The sequence below is a fragment of the Aneurinibacillus tyrosinisolvens genome (genome assembly GCF_001015055.1).
Classification (GTDB): domain Bacteria; phylum Bacillota; class Bacilli; order Aneurinibacillales; family Aneurinibacillaceae; genus Aneurinibacillus_A; species Aneurinibacillus_A tyrosinisolvens.
In genome coordinates this window covers 193,125-219,376 of the sequence record NZ_BBWZ01000002.1, presented here as the reverse complement: position 1 = coordinate 219,376, position 26,252 = coordinate 193,125, and the positions used below count along the sequence as shown (strand labels likewise).

General features: G+C 34.8%; 23 protein-coding genes, 2 pseudogenes and 1 riboswitch. Of the genes and pseudogenes, 3 read left to right on the top strand and 22 right to left on the bottom strand.

Features of this window, described 5'->3' with window-relative positions; translation table 11 throughout:
- Positions 1 to 14: 14 nt before the first annotated feature.
- Genes MBEAL2_RS03055 through MBEAL2_RS03045 form a run of 3 tightly spaced genes read right to left on the bottom strand, consistent with a single transcriptional unit; the run spans position 15 to position 2,548 of the window.
- Positions 15 to 611 (bottom strand): hypothetical protein, encoded by a 597-nt coding sequence (locus MBEAL2_RS03055; protein ID WP_047150852.1) that lies wholly within the window; start codon positions 609 to 611, stop codon positions 15 to 17.
- A 27-nt stretch (positions 612 to 638) separates the two neighbouring features.
- A complete protein-coding gene (locus MBEAL2_RS03050) occupies positions 639 to 1,856 on the bottom strand; it encodes an ABC transporter permease (RefSeq protein WP_047150851.1) in 1,218 nt (405 codons plus the stop codon).
- Entirely contained in the window at positions 1,853 to 2,548 is a 696-nt protein-coding gene (locus MBEAL2_RS03045) for an ABC transporter ATP-binding protein (protein WP_047150850.1), read from the bottom strand. The genes MBEAL2_RS03050 and MBEAL2_RS03045 overlap by 4 nt, the downstream gene beginning before the upstream one ends.
- A 169-nt stretch (positions 2,549 to 2,717) precedes the next feature.
- Positions 2,718 to 2,800, top strand: a riboswitch (cyclic di-GMP riboswitch).
- A 31-nt stretch (positions 2,801 to 2,831) separates the two neighbouring features.
- On the opposite strand from MBEAL2_RS03045, the gene MBEAL2_RS31550 reads away from it, so the two are divergent.
- Together MBEAL2_RS31550 and MBEAL2_RS03040 are read left to right on the top strand one after the other, a co-directional pair.
- Positions 2,832 to 2,984, top strand: a complete 153-nt coding sequence (locus tag MBEAL2_RS31550; RefSeq protein ID WP_161798154.1) for a hypothetical protein — start codon at positions 2,832 to 2,834, stop codon at positions 2,982 to 2,984.
- Positions 2,985 to 3,084: 100 nt separating this feature from the next.
- The gene (locus MBEAL2_RS03040; RefSeq protein ID WP_047150849.1) at positions 3,085 to 3,549 is read left to right on the top strand and encodes a VanZ family protein; all 465 of its coding nucleotides are present in this window, start codon (positions 3,085 to 3,087) and stop codon (positions 3,547 to 3,549) included.
- Between the two features lie 107 nt (positions 3,550 to 3,656).
- Here the strand turns inward: MBEAL2_RS03040 and galE are convergent, their stop codons facing one another.
- On the bottom strand, positions 3,657 to 4,667 hold the full coding sequence (gene galE / locus MBEAL2_RS03035; protein ID WP_047150848.1) for a UDP-glucose 4-epimerase GalE: 1,011 nt from the start codon (positions 4,665 to 4,667) through the stop codon (positions 3,657 to 3,659).
- 167 nt (positions 4,668 to 4,834) lie between these two features.
- Between galE and MBEAL2_RS03030 the strand changes: the two genes are divergently transcribed.
- On the top strand, positions 4,835 to 5,017 hold the full coding sequence (locus tag MBEAL2_RS03030; protein WP_047150847.1) for a hypothetical protein: 183 nt from the start codon (positions 4,835 to 4,837) through the stop codon (positions 5,015 to 5,017).
- Positions 5,018 to 5,180: 163 nt separating this feature from the next.
- Here MBEAL2_RS03030 and MBEAL2_RS31545 read toward each other — a convergent pair whose 3' ends face one another.
- From MBEAL2_RS31545 to MBEAL2_RS02950, 18 genes and pseudogenes are all read right to left on the bottom strand, one after another.
- Positions 5,181 to 5,348, bottom strand: coding sequence for a YwzD family small protein (locus MBEAL2_RS31545; RefSeq protein ID WP_161798153.1), 168 nt, complete (start codon positions 5,346 to 5,348; stop codon positions 5,181 to 5,183).
- 74 nt (positions 5,349 to 5,422) lie between these two features.
- Complete coding sequence (locus tag MBEAL2_RS03025; protein WP_047150846.1) at positions 5,423 to 7,369, bottom strand: polysaccharide biosynthesis protein; 1,947 nt, start codon at positions 7,367 to 7,369, stop codon at positions 5,423 to 5,425.
- A 372-nt stretch (positions 7,370 to 7,741) separates the two neighbouring features.
- Positions 7,742 to 8,887, bottom strand: a complete 1,146-nt coding sequence (locus MBEAL2_RS03020) for an IS4 family transposase (RefSeq protein WP_047150845.1) — start codon at positions 8,885 to 8,887, stop codon at positions 7,742 to 7,744.
- 511 nt (positions 8,888 to 9,398) lie between these two features.
- On the bottom strand, positions 9,399 to 10,850 hold the full coding sequence (locus MBEAL2_RS03015) for a hypothetical protein (RefSeq protein ID WP_047150844.1): 1,452 nt from the start codon (positions 10,848 to 10,850) through the stop codon (positions 9,399 to 9,401).
- 74 nt (positions 10,851 to 10,924) lie between these two features.
- A complete protein-coding gene (locus MBEAL2_RS03010) occupies positions 10,925 to 11,194 on the bottom strand; it encodes a hypothetical protein (RefSeq protein WP_047150843.1) in 270 nt (89 codons plus the stop codon).
- 237 nt (positions 11,195 to 11,431) lie between these two features.
- Positions 11,432 to 11,883 (bottom strand): annotated as a pseudogene (locus MBEAL2_RS33905) (IS630 family transposase).
- 1 nt (position 11,884) lies between these two features.
- Positions 11,885 to 12,055, bottom strand: coding sequence for a helix-turn-helix domain-containing protein (locus tag MBEAL2_RS33900; RefSeq protein WP_152667679.1), 171 nt, complete (start codon positions 12,053 to 12,055; stop codon positions 11,885 to 11,887).
- A gap of 596 nt (positions 12,056 to 12,651) precedes the next feature.
- On the bottom strand, positions 12,652 to 12,954 hold the full coding sequence (locus tag MBEAL2_RS29950) for a transposase (protein WP_082129718.1): 303 nt from the start codon (positions 12,952 to 12,954) through the stop codon (positions 12,652 to 12,654).
- Between the two features lie 484 nt (positions 12,955 to 13,438).
- Positions 13,439 to 14,818: a polysaccharide biosynthesis protein gene (locus MBEAL2_RS02995; protein WP_047150842.1), complete on the bottom strand. Its 1,380-nt coding sequence runs from the start codon at positions 14,816 to 14,818 to the stop codon at positions 13,439 to 13,441.
- Between the two features lie 741 nt (positions 14,819 to 15,559).
- On the bottom strand, positions 15,560 to 16,573 hold the full coding sequence (locus MBEAL2_RS02990; RefSeq protein ID WP_047150841.1) for a hypothetical protein: 1,014 nt from the start codon (positions 16,571 to 16,573) through the stop codon (positions 15,560 to 15,562).
- 1,478 nt (positions 16,574 to 18,051) lie between these two features.
- Positions 18,052 to 19,350, bottom strand: a complete 1,299-nt coding sequence (locus MBEAL2_RS02980; protein ID WP_047150839.1) for a glycosyltransferase family protein — start codon at positions 19,348 to 19,350, stop codon at positions 18,052 to 18,054.
- Positions 19,286 to 20,476, bottom strand: a complete 1,191-nt coding sequence (wecB, locus tag MBEAL2_RS02975; RefSeq protein ID WP_236692668.1) for a non-hydrolyzing UDP-N-acetylglucosamine 2-epimerase — start codon at positions 20,474 to 20,476, stop codon at positions 19,286 to 19,288. The genes MBEAL2_RS02980 and wecB overlap by 65 nt, the downstream gene beginning before the upstream one ends.
- Before the next feature lie 3 nt (positions 20,477 to 20,479).
- On the bottom strand, positions 20,480 to 21,589 hold the full coding sequence (locus MBEAL2_RS02970) for a capsular polysaccharide biosynthesis protein CapF (RefSeq protein WP_047150838.1): 1,110 nt from the start codon (positions 21,587 to 21,589) through the stop codon (positions 20,480 to 20,482).
- Positions 21,590 to 21,787: 198 nt separating this feature from the next.
- Positions 21,788 to 22,987: a hypothetical protein gene (locus MBEAL2_RS02965; RefSeq protein WP_047150837.1), complete on the bottom strand. Its 1,200-nt coding sequence runs from the start codon at positions 22,985 to 22,987 to the stop codon at positions 21,788 to 21,790.
- Between the two features lie 170 nt (positions 22,988 to 23,157).
- Positions 23,158 to 23,583: pseudogene (locus MBEAL2_RS28810) on the bottom strand (transposase); the annotation flags it as partial.
- A gap of 10 nt (positions 23,584 to 23,593) precedes the next feature.
- Entirely contained in the window at positions 23,594 to 24,037 is a 444-nt protein-coding gene (locus MBEAL2_RS28805; RefSeq protein WP_052947392.1) for a transposase, read from the bottom strand.
- Positions 24,038 to 24,408: 371 nt separating this feature from the next.
- A complete protein-coding gene (locus MBEAL2_RS32600; protein WP_236692672.1) occupies positions 24,409 to 24,663 on the bottom strand; it encodes an NAD-dependent epimerase/dehydratase family protein in 255 nt (84 codons plus the stop codon).
- Between the two features lie 98 nt (positions 24,664 to 24,761).
- Complete coding sequence (locus tag MBEAL2_RS02950; protein ID WP_047150836.1) at positions 24,762 to 25,799, bottom strand: polysaccharide biosynthesis protein; 1,038 nt, start codon at positions 25,797 to 25,799, stop codon at positions 24,762 to 24,764.
- Between the last annotated feature and the right edge of the window lie 453 nt (positions 25,800 to 26,252).

Genomic DNA, 26,252 nt, shown 5'->3' with positions numbered 1-26,252 from the left:
AAAACGTTTCTCCTTTATTTGCGCGCCGCTTCTATAAATGCCCGGAGCTCTGCCGGAGAAAAACGGGAAAAAGCAACCGCTTTGAGCTGTCTTTTTTCCTCAGGTGTAATCCCATCCGACACCATCTGGCGATAATGGTTAATTTCAGACATAGAGAAGCGCTTCATCGCATATTGTGCCGCGTCACTTGTGCTGCTGAAATGGATGGCACTTGAACTATTTGAATTTCCTTTTTTTTCTACATTTGCCCCAGAGGATTTAGTAGGATGTGTACCTGGTTCCTGCTGCGCAGCCTCCTCCGTTCCCTTAACTGGGTCTTTCTGTATCGATGCTGCATCTGCCTTCTTATTTGAAGATTCTTGAAGAGAGACCTCTTTGGTCATTCCATCTAACTTCTTCTGCAAATCCGGATTCTGATGCAGTTGATCAAGTTTTTGCTGTACGTCCTTATCTTTTAACAGCTTTTGGACCTCAGGATCGGCGGATACCTCCTGCGCCATTTTCTTGACTACCTTATCAGCAGCATAATCGAACGCCAGCTTCCCGCCCACACCGATTACAGCGAGTGTAATACCAGTGACGATTACTATTTTACGTAGTTTTCCAGCCATCGTTGCATTCTCCTTTTTACCCACCTTTTATTCATAGCGCAACGCTTCAATCGGTTGAATACGTACCGCACGAACCGCCGGAATAATACCAAACAAAAGACCGGCACCGATTGAAAATATAGCGGTATACTGAATTAACTCTCTAGGAATTTCATTTGATAGAATCGGAAAATAGTGGTGAATTCCCTGTAGTGCTCCATACGTCGCCGCAAGACCTACTCCTGCACCAAGCACACTTAGAATCACTGCTTCATACAGAAACTGGCTTAGAATATGCCATGATTTAGCCCCGACTGCTTTGCGAATCCCAATCTCACGTGTCCGCTCTTTGACCGTTAGAAGCATCACATTCATAATACCAATCCCTCCAACGACAAAAGACACCCCTGTAATCGACACTGTTATAGCCGTTAGTAGCTTCATCACTGTATTCACAAGGTGGACCGCTTCCGCTGCCTTTAACAAATTGTAGTCCTTTTTTTGATGGTTTCCGCCGATTACGCTATCAATCTGTGCTTCTACCAGCGGTACACTCTCCGTTGTTTTGGCCTGAAAGAAAAGCATCGACGCATTTTTCACATTCATTTCTTTTTCAACTACCTGGTAAGGTGCATACACACGCTCATCCACATTAAAACCAAACATTTTCTTTTCCTTTAATACACCTGCTACACGATATTTCTTTCCTTGAATAACAATTGTGCTCCCTACAGCTTTACTCTGTCCAAACACACTTTTTTTTACGGTTGAACCAAGCACAACAACCTTTTCTTTGTTTACAAGAGCTTTCCCAGAAAAAAAACTTCCTTCTGCCAGCTTCAAATCAAACACTCCCGGCAGATCAGGATTTGTACCGGTAAAAATAATATCGGTTGTTTTTTGTTTAAAGGAAAGAGTGGTCACCGCCTCATTCTGCGGTGCAGCCTTACTTATACCTGCTACATTTTTCTTAGCATCCATGGCATCCTTATATGTGAGCGTGCTGGAGGATGGGGTGAAAGCAGATAAATCAGCAACGCCTGAACTCATTGCCTGTTTGTTTAATAGTTTCCCAGGAACAACGGTAATTTGTTTAGCTCCTGCCCCGTTAAACTGGTTTAAGAGGCCGTTCTTAAAGTTATAAAGAACAGACATGAGTGAAATGACAAGGAAGGCGGCAATGGCAATTCCCAGCAAGGCAAGAACCGAACGGCCTTTGTATGCCCGGATACCGCGCAGCGCCATGAAGAATGGTTTGACTATCATATTGTCCCCCCTCCTATCATACGCTTATCAGGAGAGACAAGGGTTCGATTTTCAACGTACAAGATACGATCCGCAATTTGCGCCAGGTCATGGTCATGGGTGACAAGAACAATCGTTTTGCCGGATTTGTGCAGGCTATGCAGAATGTCAATGACGCCCTGCTTTGCATCGACATCCAGATTTCCGGTTGGTTCGTCAGCCAGCAGGAGCTGCGGTTCGCTGGCAATGGCACGCGCGATAGCGACTCTTTGCTTTTGACCCCCTGATAGTTTGGTCGGAAGCTCCTTTTTTTTGTGGAGCAGGCCTACCTGGTCCAGCGCTTTTTCTACTCTTTCTTTTCTATCACGCCGGGAATACCGGCCATATAAAAGAGGCAGTCCCACATTTTCCTGAACCGAGAGCCGGGGAATGAGCATAAATTGCTGGAAAATGAAGCCGATTTGCCGGTTGCGTACGTTTGCCAGGCGTGCCTGGCTGTATGTAGTAATATCTTTCCCGTCCAGCTGGTATGTTCCTGAACTGGGGCGATCCAGCAGACCAAGAATATTTAGCAGCGTAGATTTCCCTGAGCCGGAAGGTCCAAGAATGGCGATGAATTCTCCTTCTGAGATGTGCAGGTTTACATGCTGCAGGATAGACAGCCGTTCTCTTCCATCCTTATAGCTTTTTGTTATGTTGGTTAACTCAATCATTCTATCCCTCTCGATATCCATTATTTATTCATTGTAGCATATACCCAGCCTTTTCCCAAAAGACACAATGACACTACTAAAAAATACATTATGACTATAAATAACTTAATAAATTTTTTTATATTCGACACATATCTACATTCTTTTTACAATGGGCATGTTATCCTATTTATGACAAAGGCAAAACCATTGAAAAATGGCGACGCAAAACTATAGGGGCTAAGTCAGAAGATACGCCAGCCAGTTACCTCCTATTAACTTAAAATCAGGGGGCAAAATATCCATGCCATACTATCATTTTAAACAGATTTACACTCCATTACTATTAGTTGGGGTCCGCTTCTACAAAGATGAACATGGCCATTACTGGATTAAAGTCAGGAATAACAGAAAACGAAGGATTACAGGGGACAAGAACATACCAGAAAACAATTAAGGCGGTTTATTAAACCGTCTTTTTATTTTTCCAAGTTTTGATGTTACAAATATTCTTCTTGATTTTGTGCTAGAATAAATGCAAATTGGAGGAGAATATCATGAATCTCATTTTTCAACGCTATCCAAAACAGATAAAATATATTATTACTTGTATTTGGGCATTAATTTTGGGGGTATTTACAAGCGTTAATCGATTGGACACAATATTGTTCGATCACACCCTTAAATTTCAATGGATTTCAACACCGGACTTTTATGATCTTTTTAAATTTAGTGATATTAATCTTATACACTCCTATTGGATTACAGTAAAGCTAGGCCACTTAATAGGATTTGCCTTCTTGGAATGGCTAATCTACTTTTCTTCGAAGGATCATAGAAAGGCTATTATATTCACAGTTTTATTTGCAATCACAACAGAAATTTTACAACTTTTCCTGGCACGTGATGGGCGTTTATACGATATAATTATTGATTCTACCGGTGGAATTTTGTCTTATTATGTTAAAGGTTTATACAATAATTTGGTAAATGATAGAAAGACTAATCATAAATTAATCTAACTACTGAGTTCCGATAGCAAAGATCTATTTAGAAAAATTAAAGCCCTTGTATATTAACAAGGGCTGCTTAAAAACCGAACTTCAATTTAGTTATAATTCTAATAAACTTATTTATAACCGTTAGGGTTAGACTGTTGCCAATGCCAGGAATCAACACACATTTCTTCTATCCCTCTTTCAGCAACCCAGCCCAGCTCTTCTTTTGCCTTTGTTGGATCCGCATAGCAAGCAGCAATATCACCGGGTCTCCGTTCAACAATCGTATACGGAATCTTTCTTCCAGATGCTTTTTCAAAGGCAGCAATAATCTCTAATACACTATATCCTCTTCCTGTACCTAAATTATAGGCATCAACACCGGTAGATGACATGACTTTTTCAAGAGCTTTTAAGTGTCCCCGTGCAAGATCAACAACATGGATATAATCCCTTACACCCGTACCGTCAGGGGTCGGATAATCATCACCAAAGACTCTAAGTTCCTTCAGCTTTCCAACACTTACCTGCGTGATGTATGGCATTAAGTTGTTCGGTATCCCGTTAGGATCTTCCCCGATACGACCACTAGGATGAGAACCAATCGGATTAAAATAACGTAAAAGGGCAATACTCCAATCGTTGTCTGGTACATAAAGGTCTCGCAGGATTTCTTCGATCATTAGCTTAGTGCGACCATAAGGGTTGGTTGCTTTAAGAGCAAAATCCTCTGAAATCGGAACACGTTCCGGCATGCCATATACGGTAGCTGAAGAACTGAACACTAATCTCTTTATATGATATTTCTTCATCAATTCACAAAGAATAAGCGTTCCGGTAATATTGTTATGATAGTAGTAAAGGGGCATTTCGACAGACTCACCAACAGCTTTAAGCCCGGCAAAATGAATGACCGCTTCAATGCTATTTTCAACAAATACATTTTCTAAACTATTTTTATCAAGTAAATCAACCTCATAAAATTTAAAATCCTTTTTCGTTATCTCTCTGATACGGTTTAATGATTCAGGATTACTATTCGAAAGGTTATCGACTACTATAATATCATAGCCTGCATTTAATAGTTCTACACAAGTATGACTACCAATATAGCCTGCTCCCCCAGTTACCAGTACAGCCATAAATTCACCTCAAAAGTTCAATATTTTAGTATCCATGGGCTTTAGTTTTGCATTCCAAACCTCTTATTAAATTGTCGAAAATAACTTATATACCTCTGACAAGCTTCGCCTTACTTCACTTCAAATGATTGTTATAGTTATAAAAATAGACTTAGAGGTGAATGAGAATGTACTTTCAGTTTCTGCTGGATGCTATTTTTGGCCCACGGGAAGTATTGTACGCTATGGAATGCTCTATATGTGGATATGATGAGATTTATTACCTTGATGCCCAGACAAAAGAACAAATCGGTAGAGCATGCGAATGCTGCAATTATGTTCAAAAATTTGATTTTACAAACAATAAATGATACTCGAAAGTTGAATGAGTGCTCAACCATATTTCCATTGTACCATATCCCCGTCTATCTCTTAAGCAACACAACATAATGCCTGAAGTAGAAAATTATCCACCTCAGGCATTATGTTTAAAAACACAATTACTCATATATACACTTTTGTAAGAATAAATATCTACTTATCTTTAGGAACGGCAGACTCAGTAAGCAAGGGTTCTAAACTAGCAGTCATATCTTTAATAATATCTTTTGCCTCCAATATATCTGCATATTTTCCTTTTTCATATGCACGCAACAAGATATCCAATAGTCGCTGTTGATCAAGACTTGCTTCCTTTATCATATATAACTCCACCCTATTTCGTATGTAGGAAGGTCAACTTGTGCAATTGGCCTGTATAAAAAGTTTATTAGTCCCTATTCCCACGCGGTTCCTGCAGCAACAAGTTTCCTTGTGTTCTCTAAATTCATTTGTATTTCTTTTTCTGCATTCTTCTCATTTAGCAATTCATCAGATGGTTTGTATCCACTATAAGTAGGAACAAGCTGGTGCAGCATCAATTTAACTTTCTCCGAAGACACGGCTTCTGTTGACTTTACAGTAAGTAACTCGAGTCCATGAAGCATAGCGATAAAATCTTCACGAGAGAAATGGATAGGCTTCCCAATAAAAATGCGATTATGCTTGGTGGCTGCCGTTCCTTCTTCTGCAGTCAAAAGCTCTTCAAATAGTTTTTCCCCTGGGCGAATGCCTGAGTACTCAACTTTAATGTCCTTGCCCGGTTCTAAGCCGGATAGACGGATTAAATCATGGGCTAAATCGGAAATCTTCACCGGTTCACCCATATCGAGAATGAAAATTTCTCCGCCATTCGCCAACGAACCGGCCTGAATAACAAGCTGGACCGCTTCCGGAATGGTCATAAAATACCGAATCATATCTGGATGGGTAACCGTTACCGGTCCGCCTGCTTTGATTTGTTCTTTAAATAGAGGGATAACACTGCCACGACTTCCAAGTACATTTCCGAAACGCACTGCAACAAATTTCGTCGTGCTTATTCTATCTAAGCTTTGAATTATCATCTCGGTAATTCTTTTCGTCGCACCCATTACGTTTGTTGGGTTTACAGCCTTGTCGGTTGAAACAAGTACAAATCGCTCAACACCGAATTGGTGTGCACATTCTGCTACATTCCTGCTACCAAACACATTGTTTTTCACTGCTTCTGCAGGATTCCTCTCCATTAATGGTACATGCTTATGGGCAGCAGCATGAAAAACGACGGCAGGCCGGTATGTGTTAAATACGTCTTTTAGCCTTTTTCGATCTTGGATATCAGCAATAATCGTTTCATAAGCAAGGTGAGGATGGTTTCGCTTTAACTCGTTTTCGATTGCATAAATGCTGTTTTCTCCGTGTCCTAAAAGCAATAATTTCTCTGGAGAAAATCCCGAGATTTGGCGGCAGATTTCCGAACCGATAGAACCGCCTGCTCCAGTAATTAAGACTACTTTATTTGTAACGTAGTTAGCGATTCCTTCTAAATCGACTTGTACAGGGTCTCTGCCTAACAAATCTTCCACTTTAACGTCGCGAATGGAATTAACAGAAACTTTCCCATCTATTAGATCGCTAACGCGTGGGAGCAGTTTAAGTGTTGCATTTGTTCTTTTACATATATCAATTACTTTTGCCAATTCTTCTTTAGAAGCAGAAGGAATAGCAAGTACGATAACATGAATATCATAATTTTCAACTACGGAAATAATATTGTCACGAGTACCAAGTACAGGCAGCCCTAGCAGCTCTAATTTTTGTTTGCGCGGATTATCGTCAATGAAGGCTACAGGGTAAAGATTGGAATTAGGAGAATGCTTCAATTCTCTAACAACCAAGCTGCCTGCATTTCCTGCACCAATAATAAGCGTTCTTTTATGATGTGGTTGAATTTTATGATAACTATCACGATACAGACGCCAGAAAAAACGCGAACCACCAATTCCAATAATGATGACCATCCAGGAAAGTAAGAAAATTGAATAAGGAATCATAAAATTTAATCCTATGCTTTTTCCAAGTGAATATAGTGTAAGAGAGAGGAATAGTGCAATAGTGGAGGCTTTAATAATAGAGCGAAGTTCTCCAATGCTTGCATACTGCCAGACACGACGATAAAGCTTAGTAAAGTAAAACATGCCGTAGGTAGTTGCCCAAATTAATAAGAAAGCATATGGAAAACTAGTAAAAAATAGATGTTCAATGTTGCCTTCAAAACGAAGAAGGTAGCTTAGCAAAACCGCCAAGAAGATGATGCAGGTATCAATATATAAAAATGTTAGTAGCCTACGTTTATATGTCACGTTACTCTCCCCCAATATTCGGCTCTACTTCAATAGTTTACTAGACTAAAGGAACCATGTCCATAAAAAACACCCCTTCATTTTCCAATAAAGAGGCAAAAGATGGTGCTTTTTCAAATAATATAATCGGTTTTGTCGAAACTTTAAATCAAACGTGAGTTTGTTTTAGAATAAAATTGAACAGTTTTGGGCCAAATTCAACATGTATAAAATTACACTAGCGTTGCATAAAAACTGAATAGAATGTTTACCAGACTATTCAGAACGGAAAATTGACCCCAAGGTCAAAAAAGAGAATCCTATAGTAAAAGGTCGTTTCTGCCCATTTGGTAAAATATACTATTTAATCACAAAACGAAGACGACATGGCACTTATTTTTTCTTTTGACGGCCTCGTGAAGCTCGATCGGATCGATACCGAATTCGTTCGAACCACTTTTCCCACGGCTTGCACAGAAATGCTGTTAACCATCGTGTTAATTGTAAGAGAGAGTGATTTGTTTTTGTTTCCGCTTTGACCAAAAGCACAAGGCAGTAAAAGATAAGGGCAAGATAAATTTGGTTCGCCACCGTGTTTTTGCTTGTACCGTAGAATGTCTTGATTTTCACATGTTGCTTAAGCCACTTAAAAAACAGTTCAATCGCCCAACGGGCACGATAGATGTCACTAATTTCTTCGGCACTCAAGTCAAACCGGTTGGTCACAATGCGAAAAGAGTTTCCTTGATCATCGACGGTTTCAATCAAGCGAACCGGATTTTCCATTCGTTTTTGTGGGGTACCCAGGTACACCATCATGTCAGACAATACCGGGCTTTCTTCGGCCACTGAAAAAGAAGAAAGCGGGCGGATGACCGCGTTTTTCTTCAAACGCGAAGTGAAGAAAATTCCTTGTTCGCAGTACTGGTCAAACTTTTCATAATCGACGTGTCCTCGGTCAAACACATAGGTAGCGCCTGTTTCGTCAATCAAGGTTTCCATTTGTGTTCGATCGCTGGGTTTTGGCGAAGTAATTTCCACTTTATCAGGGACAACGTCGTTGTCGTTCAAAAAGACGAGACGAAGATGGATTTTCACACCGGCTTTCGTCTTTCTAAACGTGGTCCATTTATATTTGTTTAAACACAGGGACACGGTGGAACAATCTACTATTCTTAACTCTTCCTTCCATGCGCAAGTGTGGCGGGAATGCGGGCGCAGCTTGTGAACCAGGTCGATAAAAAGTTCGGCCAGAAGCGAAGGTTCCACACGCCGGTGTTTACGGGAAAGTTGAGCGGCACTAATGGAAGTTAATCCTATTTCTTGTTGAAATTCTTCCTGCAGTGCATCATCGGCAATGGCACGAAGACCGTCTCTTTTTTCAAGATGGGCATGTAGAAAAAAAAGAAGATACGCCCGTGTTGTCAGCTTTTTGACATACTTATCTTGACCTGTTTTTTCAACGTGATCCTCAAGTTTTTTTGTGTTTATGGGTGCAACCCATTTACCAAATGAAGAAACTAAGGTATTCTTGTCCATAGTAGGGTCCTTTATAGTGGATTTGGACAGGAAACCACCTGTACTTTTCATTGTAAAGGATTTTTTTTATGGACAGGCATGAAAAATCATCATTAAGAATTTAATGCAACGCTAGTGATAAAATTATAATATAAAAAATAAATATACAAATCGGATTCCACACCTCATCCATGTAAAACGGAAAAAATTTACACGCCACACGGTGGAAAAGGTATAATAATCGAAAAAAGCATCGTACTCAGAGACAATATAACCATTTTCCATCAAGCCACTTTAGATATTCTTGGAGCAGATTAAAACCATGGGTGCGCTAAAACCTACGTTGGTTCTAGAGCAAAAATTTTAAGGCCTATACTTGTTGGTGACCAAAAGAAAATCGGTGCTAACTCACTTATGATTAGAAATGTTCCTGCTAATACCACAGCAGTTGGTGTTTGTTCGTGCTAGAATAATTTTACTAAGAAAAACAGAAAAAACGTCTAGTTTGAACAAGGATTGATTTGTTCAGATTTTAACCAGTTATTGAAATATAAGGTTGTAGCACCGTTACAATTAGGTTCGCAATCGTTATATCTGTGGACTCTTCATTTTTTAATCTTACTGTCACTTTATTTGTACCACGAATATAACCAGATACTATAAAACGACTATTAAGATTGGCCGGAAATGCTTGAACAGAAATTAAATCATCTATTTTTATTCCGTCTGGAAACATAACATCTGCCAAATGATAGTTATTGGCTAGAATTGTTATGTTACTTACATATGACGTTTTTCTTTTAAATAACCCTAAATTTGTAATATATCCGTTAAGCGGTGCGGTGTATGCTTTATAACTACCTGCCGAAGCGATTACAAGTTTATTGTCTGGGTCTATATTATTTCCTAGCACATTGTTGTATCTATCATTTGTCGAAAATATGTGACCTGATATAACTAATGTTGTATCGTGTGTTGGTATACCACCAGTAACATTGTTTTCCGAAATAGCACCAAAAACATCACCATTCCATTTTATAAGTGCTGATGTCGTTGACTCCCCTAAATAAACATTGTTTTTAATTGTAAAACCAACGATAGCAGCGTTTGCTAAAAACTCAATAGTTTCATTATTATATTCAAGGTAATTATTGGATACATCAAATAAACGTGTGCTACCGAGTACCATCGTTTTTCCTGTTAAACCTTCAATTACGCAGTTTTTTACCGAAGATCCTGTTAATGGCTTATGAAGCCCTGTATTTCGGTGATTAAAGAAACTTTCTCTTGTTTCAACTAACAATTGGGTTAAATGCATATCATATGATCCTGCAATATCAACAACAAAACCTTTCCCACCTACTATCGAATCTTGATTCATTCGAACCGATTGAACAAATTTGTCATTATCCGAAGTATAAAGGATTGTATCCACATTTTTGTAGAAGCAATTTTGTGTTCTAAATCGTATTAACTTATCGCAATTGAATATTTTTGTTCCTGCCCCTGCTATACTTTTAAAATGTACATTACTGAATACCATGTCACCGTTGTTATCGGTATTAGCAGTAAACATAAAACCGGAAACATTTTTTTTAAACCCACCACCATTAACACCTAAAAAATATATCGGTTTTCTTGTAAACACATTATCAGGGTTATTAATTATTAATGTCGAATTTCCAACATCGTATATTCTATCAAGCTTTACAGCTCTATTGAGAGTGATTGCATCATCAATAGCCATTTGAACTTTTTCTGCATCCGTACCGTGATACACATCGGGACTGATTGAATCATGATTTGATAAATTCCTGATTTTTTCAGATACCGATTTTCCGTCTTTATCTATGACCATCCTTGCATCTGTTTTATTTAATGGAGTTAATGTTACAACTTCACCCTCTTTTTTGACTGTATATCCAAAAAAGAAAGCTAGTACCCAAAGTAATGCCTGTTTTAAGAAGTTTCTTCGTTCCTCCACGTTATCACCTCTAATTAACACTATACTTTAATACTGGCTTTCGGACCAAATGTTTCCTACATATCTAGGAGATATTATCTGTAAACGGCTATAATCTCAATTCCGGCAGGTATCTCAGATCCACCACATAGTAATATGAAACTCGTTGGACTATCCTCAGTAAAATTTATACCCGTTGCTTGTGGTGTACCACCGGCATAGACTGTTATTTGTCCTAATATATACAAATCATCAGCGACGGTGTAATTGAGTTGTTCTTCTGTTGCTGTCCATTTCTTAACCTTTAGCGTTTTTAACAAATTTCCAATTTTTTCATCTTTACCTTTAATCTCTCTATCAATCATCTCAAAGTTTTTATTCCGATCTTCTAGCTTTATAAAGTCTTTTATTCCCCAAGTATTTTAATCGTAATTTGGAGTTTTACTCATATCTCATACTCCCTTTTTGGCAAAATAAAAACGCCTCTTCCTTTGTCAGAAAAGACGTTGGCTATATATAAGTTCAATTTAAGCTTTCGACATATGAGCAAAAGAAATTCTTGTTAAAACTTGCTTCAGATGATGCTTCACAAATTCCAAAAACTAATCTACCGATTCATGAATTTCTGTTCTGTCCTTCTGAAAACGATTGACGATTACTTTTTCTCGCAGCCATTTCCACATCCCTTCGACTTTGTTTAAATTCGATGAATACGGAGGCAAAAAGAGAAAATATAATCGTTTTTATTTTCTTTAAGAAAAGGACGAGAAATATGGGCATGATGAATTCGTGAATTATCAAGTACCATGATTACTTTTTTGCCAGGATGCCTTTGCAGTGTGAGCATAAGAAAAAGTTGGAAAGTCCGTACGCTACATCTTGTGGCTTGCATGCAAAGGAAATCACCGTTTAACGTATTCACGGCACCAAATAGATTTGTACTTGCGTGATGCCCATGGATAGGAATTTTTCTTTGCTTTCCTTTTTCAAACCAGGTAGCCTGTAGGGCTTGATAATCACGGATGTGGCTCGCATCTTCATACGCTAGCAGCATGTCATGGGAGAGTTGTTTTTACCATGTTTAGTTGGTTCGTAAATCCCTGCTGTTTCTTCGGATTCGCTTTTGCTAACCTATAGTTCGATCTTGTGCAACACAAATTCATTCGGTGAAACATGGCAGCAATACTGGCGCACTTCATCGTAACACTGAACTTTTCTTTTAACACATACTAGATGACCCATGTATCCCAGCTGGGGGAAATATCAAAACCTTTGTCAGCAGGTGTACTTTCTAAAGTCATATGCTTTAACTCTGTCTCTTCTTCTTGAGTCAAATACGGCTTTTTACCAGTTGGAAACAGATTGACAATGAAGATTAAGGACTTCAGCAACTTCTTTGCCCATATAATCTTGTAAAATTAAACGAATCGTAGCAATGATACATTTTTTTCACTCCGTTCGTATTTAACTAATGTTTCAAGTGTCCATCCGTGATAATTCGCAATTTGTAATCTCTTCATATCAATATCTGCTCCTTATTTATCCTTTTAGGAGCAGTATTGACATATTTAATTAGTCATAAGCAGGATGAGTTATTAAATCAAATTTGTATAGTTCCGTAATTATCCTCCTTAACTAACGAGTTTATGATACTGAATAGATACACTGATTTTTTATTTAGAGGGATAGTGTCACAAAACTCAAGCCCTAGCTTATTTTTTAAAGCGGAAAAAATCTGCTCAATTTTTGAACGATGGGCAAATAGGGCACAACTGAAGGTTGTTTTTAGGAAAACGGGCAGGACACGACCCAATGCATCATTTCATTTCTCATCTTTTCTATGGTTTATGGGAGAAAGAAAAACAAGTTTATGTTTTATTGAATGTTCACGAACCTTCTTACTGTCATAAGCTTTATCATCAAAGGCAAAGCCAATCTTAAGACCCATTAACTGCTTGAGTAAGAGTAATGCAGGATCACTATCATATACATTTGCTGTTGTGAATTCGTGTGCCAAAATAACTCCGTTGGGTGTGGTAGCTAGTTGAAGTTTGTATCCCTTATACCATTTATATCGTGTAGCCCCCCGCTTTGCCTGTTTATCATATAAACTGCTCCGTAGTATAGTGTGTTGTCAATAAGAATAATTTTTGCTTTCTTGGCAGCCATGTGTTTCAGTATTTGGTTATAAAGAAAGGAGAAACCTTTGGTTCTCCCCCTGGCAGCCAAGCGTGAAAAGGTAGAGAGATGATCAATACGGGGTAATCCTGCCATCCAGCACCCATAAGAATAATTTTAAGAAATTTCACGAACTTCCACAAGGAAGCTATACCAAAATGGGTTTCTGTAAAAACGGCACGTTCTCTTGAAAAATTGGGCATGATCAGAGTATCCCTCTCGTTGGTTGAATGGTTTATTGGGTACTCATTATTCTTTCCAAACAGGTGATTTTTCTATTGCCCATTATTCAGAGATTATACATTTTGCAGCACCATCCTATAATAAAAAACAAGGTATCAACATCCTGCAAGTTATTGAAGAAAGAATAAAAGGAAATGTCGATTTACTTCCCATAAAATAAGGATAGACGAACTCATGGTAAGGAACCGCTATTTGTCTTGTCTAGCAGTAGTTTGAGTAGTTATTAAATTCTTTTTATAGAACTTATCTAAAATCCTAGATTGTATAATTGAATATGGCAATAAAACAATTGTATTAGCTAAAACAATGCATATCCAATCTTTTATAAAATATGATAGTAATATAACAATTGGTATTTTAAATATCGCTGCAAATGAATAATATATAGTCTGACATTTTAAAAGTCCTAGTCCATTTGCAAAGCATGATGAAGCAATATTTTTCATGGTTACTCCTGAAAAAAGTACGAAAACAAATGCATAAAAATAATTTATTTTAATTGCATCCCCTTTTATCCAAACGTTTACAATAGATTGTGAAAAACCTACTAATGCCAAATTACCAACAGAAATAAATAAAACAAGCATCGTTAGTACTCTATTTAATTTAACAATCCAATCAAATTGTTTACTTGTGTAAGCCTTTGTAACAGCAGACCATACTGGATTTGCAATTAAAGAGAATAAAGTGACAACTAAATAGAACAATCTAAAATATACTTGATATTCAACAACATATTGTGAACCATACATTCGTGTTATTATTATTTCATTAGTTGAATTTATAAATAAAAGTGCAAGTTGTATCCAAAAAAACTCTCCACCTAACTTAAGTATGCTAAATCCATAATCTTTATCATAGCATCTTATGCTCGGTCTTGCATTCTTTAACTTTGTAGAAAAAACTATTACTGTAGCACCAAGAAGCGGAATGTTTACTGTCAGCATACTCACCATTGCGAGATTTATCAAATCAGTTTGTATATTACCTGTTTTAAAAAAAGATACATAAAGTAAAATTAATAATGAAGAAATAAGAGAAATAGAATTGGATAACGCAGTTTTTTGCATTGCATATAATATTGACGTTATAAGTTGGAGAAAAAATTGTAGTACAATTCCAGAAAATACAAGTATGACAACAGTTTTTAATACGTTATTTGGAATAACTTCTAAAGATATATTCAAAATTATATTCCAATTTTGCAAAACTATTAAAAAATTGCCAATTAAAATTGTGCATAACGAAATAACACCTATCACTATATATGCTGATGATACATATTTTTTTATAGTTTGTTTGTCGTTTTTAACTAAAGCAGGAACCAATTTATTTCTTAGCCCGTTCCCGATGCCAAAATCAAATGTTAAAATCCATTGTAGTACTGATACTATGGTAAACCATAATCCCAATATAGTCTGGTTGGAAAAATATAACATATACGCTGGAATTGTAAAAAAGCTTATAATTAAAGAACCACCTTTAATTATATATGTACCAGCGATATTGTTAATTAATTGTGTGTTCTTAAAATAAAGGCTCTTTATCTTATAATTAACCTGGTTCATTCTTTCTCCTTCAACAGTTGTTGCCTAATTTTTAAAATCTACAATGAGCCAACGCAAGTCCGACGATAAATCCCATCGACAAGATAAATAGTTTCAAATCTTTCCAAGTTTTATTAAAAATATCTTACTGTCATCATATTGAGATTTAAAATCATTGAACAAACTTACCAAAATATCTATATTATATATACCGTTGTTATTAATTCCAATCCACTATTAGAGAATATTTTTTAGATACATAGATAGTGTCGCAAAACTAAAATAAAAATCCAATGTTGTAAATAAGAACATATAGCTGACAATGAAAATGACAGGATTTTTATCATACCAACATGGTTGTTCAAGCCCTAGCTTATTTTTTAAAGCGGAAAAAATCTGCTCAATTTTTGAACGATGGGAAAATAGGGCACAACTGAAAGTTGTTTTTAGGAAAACGGGCAGGACACGACCCAATGCATCATTTCATTTCTCATCTTTTCTATGGTTTATGGGAGAAAGAAAAACAAGTTTATGTTTTATTGAATGTTCGCGAATCTTCTTACTGTCATAAGCTTTATCACCAAGGGCAAAGCCGATCTTTATTGTTACAATAAGAGTAAATAATTACTTTTTCCTCATCTGAGGAATTAACTGCTATATCACAATACATATAATTCAAAGTAATCCAATAACAAAGTCTCTATTTTTTGCTCCTCAAGTTAAATTATATGTTGAACTACTTTGTATTAAATGTACTTACCATTACTTTCCACCCACCTTCAGATGTTTCTTAATTGTTCCTGTAATAGATGTACTGGGTTCCATTCCTAAAATATTTTTGATTAATGTTGCAATTTTAATCTTTATTCGTAGAGAAAGTGGATAAAGAATTAGATTTCCAACTTTTTTTTCATAAATTCTATCTTGCACTATGGTTTTAGGATGAGTAAGAGGAAACTCTAAAGGAATTGATTCCATCCCACAAAATCGTCTTGTCATAACATTGTCAAAAGAAACCCCTCCATGCTCTGAATAACTATCTACTCCAATATTTTTAATTTGGTTAAATTTTGGGGAAATTCCGTAAAGGTTGTGTACACGGATAGAATATGCCATATGATAATCCCATGATACATATCGTTCTCCTTTTAGCTTTCTCTCGTATTCTTGCCTTACACATTCAATTTGCTGTTTATATAATCTCTTATCCTCATACTCATATTTTACTTTCTTAACTAATAACGGATCATTAAATAGAGTTAAATCAGCATCGTAATATTTTGTAAATTTATCTGCCCACGAAGCCCACCCACATGGTAATAAATGCTTTGTAAACATATAACTTGAACCGTCTTCTGGTTCATAACTTTCAAGGTAATTTGTACCACAAATCCAAAGAATACGGTTATCATCTTTATATTTTTCAAGAAGTTCCTTACAAAACGTAAAAAAACTTAGTTCCGGTAAATTATCATCTTCCAAAAAAATAGCTACTGGTTCCATAGAAAACACCCACATAGCTCCCAAGCCAATACGATCAAATACTCCACGATTTTCTTCTGCATAATTCTTTATTACTTTACAGTTCCAATTAATGTGTTTCTCAACTTCTTTTCTACATTCATTTACTAAAATCTCTTCTTCTTCATTTCTTCCAAAATCAGATATTAAATACAACTTTTTTGGTTTAATTTGTGAAACCCGTTCTAAAATTCGTAATGTTGCATCTTTTCGTTTAAAAATAAACATAACAACAGGAATATCAAATGAATCCATATTTCACCATCTCCTTTCTGAAATATCACCAAAAATTATAACATAATTTTAAAATAAACCTTTTTGAATGGATTTACCTGCCTATACAATATAATAACCAATTATCTACTTGACTCTTGTATTTGTAAACCTTGCCTTTAAAAAAGGACATGCCGGTACTACAAATGGGCTAAAATTTTTTTTGTGCATTTAAGTTCTTTCAACACTTCAGCAAGCATTTTTTAATAATCCTAGTTCACAAGCGTATATGGCGGTTTGCCTAAGATAATCATTCCCAATCCTTTTAACAATATGGCCAATGATTAATGATAGTTTACTTTCCCACTCATGATGCTGGTGTTCAAGGAAATTATTGTTCAGAAATTCAACGCATCAATAATGCTCTATATATACATTTATGTGAAAACAGTTGATAATCATGAAAGCCAATTAATATCCATATCCAGTTTCGATGTTTCCTCGCACATTGCAGTAGCTTAGAATCGTCATGAGATCCAAGTTGCTGTCTTTACGGAGGACATAAAAAAGGAGGAGGATTGAATGAATTTGTTTTCCCTGGAAAACAAAACTTTATCATTTTCGGATTAATAAAGATTCCCTTTATGCGGATAGAATTTATAATGTGGCCACCCACGGTTAAAGAGTAAAGTTCACGTTTTTAAATATAAGTTAAAGGCAAACTCATTTATTTTCATACCAATCACAGCAGGATAGATTTTCTGATTAAATCTTTATCCCTCACTTAGATGAAACCATCTTTGCCTGCACCAATCGATTAGTTTTCTACATGTATACCTGCTATCTACCAAAACCAAACCTGATCTTCTTCTTTTGGTGACCAAGATTCTTTGCCAAATCACTTTTACTTTTAAGGCTAAAGACGTATTTCGCGTATTATGATTTTCAAAAATAAGAAAGATAATCCCAAGTAAAAGAAGAACCTTCTCTCCAACGATTGTATGGATGGGACCAAACGCTTTTTCCATCTGAATGTAATCTAGTCCCTCCATATTAGTAGTAGACCGATTTTTTTACATTGGAAATCATCAATAATGAACAAAGTAATTGATAGTGAATCACCCTTTTGTGTGCGAAACTTTTTGATTTGTGTAATGATAAATTGAAGCTGTTTTTTTATTACCGTTTTTAAACTTTATGACAACTCATTAAGGAATCTTGTTATACCTTTTTTTACCGGGATTGGGGCTGGCAACCAAAAAATTCCACTAAAAGATAAGAATCTCCCTTTTTCATTCTAAGAGTCGGCAAAAGTTCATATGGTTAAACTATCTAGACCAATCTTTAAATGAGTCAAGTTATTTATTCTTTTTGGGTAGTAAAACTGCATTATCATACATAAAATTGCTAATTAATATTGTATAATATTTATTATTTTTCCAACGTATCTATTGTCCTTTTCTTTTAGGGGAAAATTTATATTTTCCTAAAACGGATTTTTTTCACACATTAGAACATAGTTAATTATTATTTTTCAAATTTATAATATCTTGTTGAAATTCTTTTCTTCTAATCTCAACATCATGATTTTGCTTAACAGTTAGTAGAGCTTTCTCAATGTAGCTACTTCTTTTATCGGGATTTTGAAAAATGTCTATTATCTTATAATCTATATCTTCATTATCCATAGAAGTAATTACAAAGCCTGATTTTGTTTCTATTAAATATTCAATTGAAGCAACATCCTCCGGCCCAACAGCTAATATGCACTTTTGGGAAGCCATATATTCTGATATTTTAGTTGAAACTGATAGATAAGTAATTTCCTTACTATTATGGTCAAATGATTCTACATGAACTAAAACATCCGATTCTTTTAAAACCTTTTTGACACCATCTGAATCTAAAGAGCCACAATATCTAGAATATTTTTTGCTATTTATTTCCCTAAGTATTTTTTCTTCTGGTTGATGCTGTGAATATATATTCAAAGTGCCTCTGAAACCTTTCTTTTCTATTCTTTCTAAACTTCTTCCTATAAGAGATAATACTTTCCATCTATTGCTATGTAGTCCTCCCACATAAACAAATTGCAAATCATTATTTTTCAATTCATCATTTAATATTTTATTGTTTCTAACTTCAACTAGATTCATTATTTTTTTAGATTCTATCCCATATTTTCCCTTATACACATTGGACATTTTATCCCCTATTGTCAATATCAAGCTGCTATTCCTACACATTTTTTTAAAAACATTTCGCGTCCAATTTCGATTTATTAGGTTAAAAATATTAAATGAGAAATAAGGCAAAACATAATCGTCAGTTATATAGTATACAATTTTGGCGTTATACTTTTTTGATAATTTCAAAACACTATTATATAAATAATTTGCATTACCACCACAAAAAAATATAATTTCTGGATCAAATTTATCTAACCAGCTTTTCACACCATCTTTTTCAAAATCAATTGATAGCCAAAATAACGATCTTATAAAACGAACTATAGATGACTTTTTCAGTTTGTTATTTACATTTTCCGGAATTAACCTTTCTTCTCTAGCTTCTCTATAAACTTTTCTGCCTATATTTTCACTTCTACCTAAAAACTTATTAATTATATCTTCATCTGAAATTTTATAATAATTTTCACAAACATCAGAAGTAGGAATTTCTCTATGAAAATACAATTGTGCTATATGTTCTTTAGGATAACCATTAAAAAATGAAGCATATGTCTTACCGTTATTAGATGTAGTTGATAGTGGATTTACTGTAACTATTAATACCCTTGGATATTTTTCTAAATCCATTATTTCCTCCCCACACCACTCTATTTACATAATGCGTATATGACAATATTATCCTAAGCACCTTATCTGATACATTAGGCATACTATAATCTGCTACCATTCTTAATGTATCGTCTTCTTGAGTTTCTAATATCTCTAATCCCTGTAATATTCTCTCTTTTTCAAGCCCTACCATCATAACTGTTGCTTCCTCCATGGCCTCTGGCCTTTCATGAGCTTGTCTAATGTTAAGTGCTCTAAACCTAAGAATAGAAGACTCTTCACTGATAGTTCCACTATCACTAAGCACTGCCTTAGCTTTAATTTGAAGCTTTACATAATCATTAAACCCTAAAGGTTTCATCGTTTTTATCCATGAATTAAACTTTATTCCTTTAGTATTTATCATATTTCTAGTTCTAGGGTGTGTACTTACAATCACAGGCATACTATATTTATAGGCAATTGCATTTAAGCTATCAACTAAATCCAGAAAATTGGTTTCCGAATTAATATTTTCTTCTCGGTGAGCTGATACTACAAAATACTTTCCTTCTTCAAGGTTCAGCCTCTCTAAAATATCTGATTTTTCAATGTCATCTTTTCTAGAATTGAGAACTTCGAACATAGGGCTTCCTGTTTTAATAATTCTATCAGATGGGAATCCTTCTCTAAGGAGATATTCTCTTGCAATATCACTATAAGTTAAATTAATATCTGCTGTATGATCGACAATTTTTCTATTAGTTTCTTCTGGTACCCTCTGATCAAAACATCTATTACCCGCTTCCATATGAAAAATAGGAATGTGTCTTCTTTTAGCTGCGATAGCACACAAACAGCTATTAGTATCTCCTAGTACCAAAAGTGCATTTGGTTTTATTTCCTCCATAATAGGATCAATTTTTACGAGGATGTTACCAATAGTTTCTACTGCAGTTCCGGTAGCTGCATTAAGAAAATAATCCGGTTTCTTTAAATTAAAATCTTTAAAAAACACTTCATTTAATTCATAATCATAATTTTGTCCTGTATGCACAAGAGTGTGTTCTACTGCATTTGACTCTTCTAATTTATTAATAACAGCCGACAATCTTATAATCTCTGGTCTAGTACCAACAACTGTCATGACCTTTAATTTTTCCATTAATTACACCTCCAAGTAATACGTGTCCGGCTTTTCTACATTAAAGCATTCATTTGCCCACATCACTGTTACAAGATCATTTTCTCCTACATTTACAATGGAGTGTGTATATCCAGTAGGTATATCTACAACTTGTAACTTTTCTCCGCTTACTCTATATTCAATAATTTCGTCTGAATCTATCTTTCTAAACCTAATTAAACCCTCTCCACTAACGACTAAGAATTTTTCATTTTTTGTATGATGCCAATGGTTCCCTTTGGTGATCCCTGGTTTTGATACATTTACAGAAACCTGTCCTCTTTCAGGCGTCCTCATAAATTCTGTAAAGGACCCTCTGTAATCACAATTCATTTTAAGATCATAAGAAAACTCGTCTACCGGTAAAAAGCTTAAATAAGTGCTATAGAGTTTCTTAGTTAGTGCATCTTCCATATTAGGAATGCTTAAATTTATTCTGCTTTCTTTGAAACTTTTAATACGATCAGCTAATTCTCCAAGTTTAATACTATGTGTTTCAATTACAACACAAAAATCATCTTGCTTAGTTGGATTACCCTCTAAAGCTCTAAAAAACTCCTCCAATACATCATCTATATAACAAAGATTAAGCTCTGCATCTGGATTATTTATCTGGACGTCTAATCCTCTAGCTATATTGTGGCAAAATGTAGCCACCACAGTATTAAAGTTAGGTTTACTCCATTTACCAAACAAGTTTGGTAGTCGATATACATAAACATTCACATCGGTTTCTTCTTGATAATTAAATAATAAATCTTCTCCTGCCTTTTTACTTCTACCATATGGATTATCCCTTTCTGCCTGAATAGAGGAAGCAATAAGAACAGGAGCTTTATTTCCTTGCTTCTTTAGTAGTTCTAGTAGGTGAAAAGTTAAATCAAAATTACCTTCCATAAATTCATTTTCATTATTTGGTCTGTTTACTCCAGCTAAATGAAATACAAAATCACATTCTTTTGTATACTTTTCAAGTAATAAAGGATTACTTTCCCTATTAAACTCAAATATATCATTATAACCTCTATTTTTAAGTTCAGCTATAAGGTTTTTCCCTACAAAACCTTTTGAACCAGTAACAAGAATATTCATCGTTAATTCCACCCTTTAGTCAATTATACGAATCTTTTTATTCCATTTCTTAAGCTCATTTTTCACAAAGTCTAACTCAAGTAATATTAAAAGCATTAGCAGTCTTTTTCATATAAGTCCCCTTATCAACCCCGATTTTGATATTAAAAATTAATCCTTATAAAATATCTCGATTATCTCTAAAGGTGGGACTAAGGATCAATTAGAGGTACTGAATTTAGTCTTAACAATTGACTTTACAAAGTAAAACATAATACACCAACTGGTTAATATATTAGAATGTGGTTCTTTATTGATGATTAGCAAAAAAACAATTACAACCATCGTGTTTACAAGCCAATTATTATTTTTAGATTTAATAATTCCAACTATCCAATAAAACGTATATTGTATTCCAAAAATACCAAACACACTCAGCAAAAATGTGCTTGTTGATGTGTCAGCAACGTATTTCACATTTCTAAATGCCTCAGTAATACCTACACCAAAAATAGGATTTGTCAAAAACATACTAAAGTTATGATTAATTGCCAATACCCTACTTTGTTCCTTTAACTGTTCTCCAATTATTTTAGCAACAATTGGGTTATCGGTTAATCCGAGTATTTCGAAAATAATCGAGTAGTTCGTTATGGCAATTATTGACAGAAATAAGGTTGGCAATAAAAGTGCTGTTCGTAAATACTTGTTTCTAATAGAGCTAGCTTTATTAATGACGATTAAACAAAATACAAAAAGTAGTAATCCATAACCTGCAGAAGAATTAGTAGTTGCTATACAAATTATGAACAGAATAAGTCTTAATATACTTGGTTTATTTTTGTTATAAATCAATTCAAAAATCATCGCTACGATTAAAAAAGTAGCGAAAAGACCCGGTTCCCAAAAAATCCCACAGTTCCTTTCGGGTGTCCAAGGTATATAAAAGAATAAATACCCCACTCCATAAAGTACAGAGTTTACGTTTTCTACAATTGGAAAATCAATTAACATATTACCGCTATTAATCATAAAATATCCTATTAGAGAAAAAACCGAAACTAAGACCATAACTTTCAAATAAACTTTAATAAAATCTTCAAATTTGTATACTGTTACAATCCCAAATGCAATTATTATCTTAAAAATGAAAGATAAATAATTAATAAACGCTGTCATTCCTGTTGTTATAAAAGTGCTAACTACCATGAATATTAATAGTAAGAAGGCAGATGTAAGAATATTTAACCGCTTTTTGTAATGTACTTTAACAATTGGAAACATAAACAAGTACGCAAATGCTGCCTCAATGTAAAAACCAAATTGATACACAGTTGAGAGAGCATATCCACTAATATAAATTACTCCAAGTAAGCAGATAATTATAAACACTTTTGAATGAAACAATGATATATTCAAAGGGCGCGTATTCACCTTCCATTACCTATTTTTTAAAAGGATTGAATTTCTTTATAATTTCTATTAACAATATTTATCATTTTACCTATATATTTAATTAAAAGAACATAACTATGAATATATTTCATGTTAGAGTTAATATGTTTTATTTCAATGATGGTGTTGGAAAACTAAAATAAAAATCCAATGTTATAAATAAGAACACACAGTTGGCAATGAAAATGATAGCAATTTTTACCGTACCAGCGGGGTTGCTCTATTCCATGTTTATTTTTCAAGAAGGATAAAATACGTTCAATCTCTGAACGACGTCGAAACAAAGCACGACCGAAGGTCGGCTTCAGGAAAGCGGGCATAACCCAAGCCAATGGCTCCTTTCTCTTTCCACCCTTTCTTTTATTCAAAGGGGTAAGAAAAAGAATATCATGTGCTTGAGCTTGTTCATGAATTAGCCTGCTATCATACGCTTTATTACCGAGTGCAAATCCAATTTGAAACTCGTTCAACTGGTTCAGTAAATCAGCTACAGTATCGCTATCATACACATTTACTGTCGTGAGTTTGTGATCTAAAATAACGCCTGTGCTTGTTGTGGCTAGATGAAGCTTATGCCCTTATGCCACTTATATCTGGTGGATTTTCCCCACTCTGCCTGCCCGTCATATAAACTACTACGAAGCTTGTGCTGTCCATCATCACAAGCTTCGTATCAACAGGTAAACGTTTGAGAACAGCCGTGTGAAGAAGAGAGAAACCTTCGGTTCTCCACCAGGTGGCTGCACGTGAAAACGTGGAAAGATGAGGAACAGAGGGAAGTCCAGCTATCCAGCACCAGTAAGGGTAGTTTCTAAGAAAACTAACAAGCTTCCGCAAGGAAGCAATTCCAAAGTGAGTTTTGTTAATGAAGAATTTCAACATCACTTTCTTTGGAAAACCAGGTCTTCCGGTGAAATAAGGGGTTTCAGGGATTTCAAGACAATCTACAAACGTTAATACATGACGTAAAACTGGGTATTTAACAAAATTTTCTAATGAAAAATTAGATATCATGAGAGTGTCCACCTTTGTTGGAAAATGGTTCGTTGGCACTTTCCATTCTTTCTAAACTGGTGGATTTTTTATTGCTCATTATTCAGAGATTATCCGTTTTCCAACACCCTCTCAATATTTTAAAATATAATATAGGTTTTGTTTCTACCACTAGATAAGTTGATATATTGAGGTGAATCGGGTAAACCTTTAGAATTCTTGCCAATTATCCCAACAAGCCCTGAATTTGGATTGTTCATCTCGATATCTAAGTCTCTTACTATATTATGACAAAATGTAGCAACCATTGTGTTATAGTTAGGTTTGCTCCACTTACAAATAAGTTTAGTAATTCATATACATAAACATTTAGATCGGTTTCTTCTTGATAATTAAATAATTAAATCTTCTCCTGCCTTTTTACTTCTACCATATGGATTATCCCTTTCTGCCTGAATAGAGGAAGCAATAAGAACAGGAGCTTTATTTCCTTGCTTCTTTAGTAGTTCTAGTAGGTGAAAAGTTAAATCAAAATTACCTTCCATAAATTCATTTTCATTATTTGATCTGTTTACTCCAGCTAAATGAAATACAAAATCACATTCTTTTGTATACTTTTCAAGTAATAAAGGATTATTTTTTCTAATAAACCCAAATATATTTTATTTTAAGCTCTACGAAAAGATTTTTTCCTAAAAACCCACTTGCACCTGTATCAACAATATTCATCAATTAATTCCACTATTTAGTTCATTACGTGAATCTTTTTATTCCATTTATTAAGCTCATTTTTCACAAAGTCTAACTCAAGTAATTTTTCTTTAATTTGTTCAATACTTAGAATTTGTGTATTATCCGAATTATATTCTTCTACATTAGTAAGCTTTTGATTTCCTTCTACGAAATACTTATCATAGTTAAGATCTCTTTGATCAGCGGGAATTCTATAAAAGCCACCTAAATCCTCTGCTACTACATATTCCTCTTTAGTAAGAAGTGTTTCATATTTCTTTTCACCATGACGAGTTCCGATTATTTTAATTTCATTATCCGCATTAAAAAGTTCCCTTACGGCTTGAGCAAGATCACCAATGGTACTTGCAGGGGATTTTTGAACCATAATATCTCCTGCCTCAGCATTTCGGAAAGCAAATAACACTAACTCGACTGCCTCTTCTAAACTCATTAGAAATCTTGTCATATTAGGATCTGTTACTGTTAAAGATTGTCCACTTTTAATTTGTTCAATAAACAATGGAATAACCGACCCACGTGAAGCCATTACATTACCATATCTCGTACCAGAGATAAGGGTTCTATCAGAAGATACTGTTTTTGATTTTGCTACAAATACCTTTTCCATCATTGCCTTTGAAATTCCCATTGCATTAATTGGGTATGCTGCTTTATCTGTTGAAAGACAAATCACCTTTTCAACTCCATATTCTATAGCAGCGGTTAATACATTTTCTGTACCCATTACATTAGTTTTTACAGCTTCAAGAGGAAAAAACTCACATGATGGAACTTGTTTCAATGCTGCGGCATGAAAAATATAATCTACTCCATACATTGCATTTTTAACACTTGCTGAGTCTCTTACATCCCCTATATAAAATTTGAGTTTTTCATTTTTATAGAGCTTTCGCATATCATCTTGCTTTTTTTCGTCACGAGAAAAGATACGAATTTCTTTTATTTCGGTATCTAAGAATCTTTTCATGACTGCGTTACCGAAGGAACCCGTACCTCCAGTGATCAGTAGAGTTTTATCGTTGAACACCTTACATCATCTCCATTTTATAAATGATTTATTATTATTTCTTTTATCATGATCATTTTCTAAATATTCTTTACGTATATTTTATTTCGCAAACCTTTATATAGCGAAAGTTTTCTTACGTTATCAATAGAAAAACCTATATTTCCACTTTCTAATCGTAGTCCACTCTCCGATTATTTCTTTGATATATGTTCGATTTTCTAATTTATCTGCTTCTGCTAAAACAGGAATATATCATTCCAAATATACAACTAGTTTTGATAGGCAATTATATGCAATAAATCTTTTTTCTAAAAGACCTATACCAGCTATTTCGAGCCGTTAATCATACTCCTTCTTAGGAAGTTTATTAAAAAACCAACATTTTCAGGCCTCTTTTATAATTATAAACTCTCTATTTTTTTCACAAATGCAGTTCTTAACTATAATATCGCCACTTTCTACATTCTGAAA